Raw genomic sequence first — 1,842 nt, 5'->3', positions numbered from 1 at the left:
CCCCCTACTTTTTTTCAATGTCTAGTAAAGTGCCAAACGAAAGGCAAAAGCGCAGCTTTTGTACCTGTTCATCCACTTTCTTCCCGTCTTACGGGACAAGTTCCGTGGTTAATGTTACCCGTGGATTGCAAATCCGTTACATCGCTTTATAAAATGGCAAATTTCGAGAAGTTCAACGCTTAATTTTTCCAATATCTTTCATTATACTGAAAAATAATTTACATTTGTAATGAAAGAAATAAAACTAAGGAAATGACCACATGATCAGACAGGAGCAACTCGCATTGGTTATCAATTCCCAAAGGAATGCCTTCCTCAATCAGGAAAGCGGCTTCATCCGTGATGCTTTGATGCATGTACCCATTGCCGATGCATTTGCTACGATCATAACAGGCATTCGGCGTTGTGGTAAAAGCACACTTTTGTTACAATTGCTCCGTAAAGACTACGAGGATGCGCTTTACCTCAATTTCGACGATATCCGTCTTGCCTCATTTGAAACCAGTGATTTTGTGAGGGTACATAGGGAGGTAGAAAAGCGGGGTATCAGGGTGCTTTTTTTTGATGAGATCCAACTGATCAAAAACTGGGAAACTTATGTCAACCAGCTTTTAAGAGAAGGCTACCGCGTATTTGTTACCGGGTCAAATGCGGCCATGTTAAGTGTGGAACTGGGCACCCATCTCACCGGACGGCACTTGTCCATGGAGTTGTTCCCCTTCTCTTATTCGGAATATATCCGCTTTAAAAACATAGACAGTTCAGCGGCTGCCGTGGAAAGTTACCTTCAATCAGGTGGCATACCTGATTTTCTCAAGACAGGTCGTGCTGAAATCATTTACACTTTGGTAGATGATATCTTGATGCGGGATATTGCTGTCAGGCATGCCATAAGGGACGTGAATGCTTTGCGCCAATTGGCAGCATATCTAATCAGCAACATAGGCAATTTGGTGTCTGCCAACAAATTGGCAGGCATGTTTGAGATTAAATCCGCCACCACTTTTCTGGAGTATTTTTCTTTTTTAAAGGATGCTTATTTACTGGATTTTCTACCCTTATTTGACCATTCTCTCAAAGTTCAGGCCCGAAATCCCAAAAAAGTGTACGTGCTGGACATGGGCATCTATTCAGAAGTTTCTGTCACCACAAGTGACAATAGGGGCAGGCGTTTGGAAAACCTCATTTTTCTACATCTCAGGCAGCGGTACAAACAGCTATTTTATTACAAAAATCAGGGGGAATGTGACTTTGTTACCCTGGAAAAAGGCCAATTGAAGGAAGCAATACAGGTATGTCTAAGCATTAATGATGAAAACTTTGACCGGGAACTGAAAGGGGTATTGGAAGCCATGCATGATTTAAATATCAGATCGGGCTATATCATCACCATGAACCAAAGTGATGTGATTGAGAAAGACGGTCTGTTGGTCAAAATGATCCCTGCGCATGAATTTCTGGAAAAAGGACCTAGGGAAGAGTGGTGAGTGAGGAATGAAGAGTGATGAGTGATGAGTGAAGAGTGATGAGTGTTAAGTGTTAAGTGTTAAACGTTAAAGGTTCAGGCTTGCCTGCTGGAGGCAGGGTTCAGGGTTCAATGTTCAGGGTTTTACGAATTGTGTAAAGTAATTGAACTCTCCGAAATACTTCGGAGCAAGCTAAACCATTGAGATGTTAAGAGCCAAGGTGATAGGGAAAAGGCGAAAGGAAAAAGGGGGTTAAGAGCTTGTGTTTAAAGCCTTACTTTTGCCTTTTACCTCCCGAAATTCTTCGGGACAAGTCTGTTGCTTGGCTCTTGGCTCTTAATGAAACCCTTAAAGACCTTAACTCCTTAATGGTTTT

At 42.1% G+C, this 1,842-nt stretch carries 1 protein-coding gene; it reads left to right on the top strand.

Features of this window, described 5'->3' with window-relative positions:
• Positions 1–260: 260 nt before the first annotated feature.
• Positions 261–1,487 carry an ATP-binding protein gene (locus B879_RS20610; protein WP_009187163.1) on the top strand — a complete coding sequence of 409 codons (1,227 nt, stop codon included), beginning with the start codon at positions 261–263 and terminating at the stop codon, positions 1,485–1,487.
• Positions 1,488–1,842: the final 355 nt, after the last annotated feature.

The organism is Cecembia lonarensis LW9, assembly GCF_000298295.1.
GTDB lineage: Bacteria > Bacteroidota > Bacteroidia > Cytophagales > Cyclobacteriaceae > Cecembia > Cecembia lonarensis.
The sequence above is the reverse complement of the archived record's forward strand: the minus strand, read 5'-3'. Positions and strand labels throughout refer to the sequence as shown.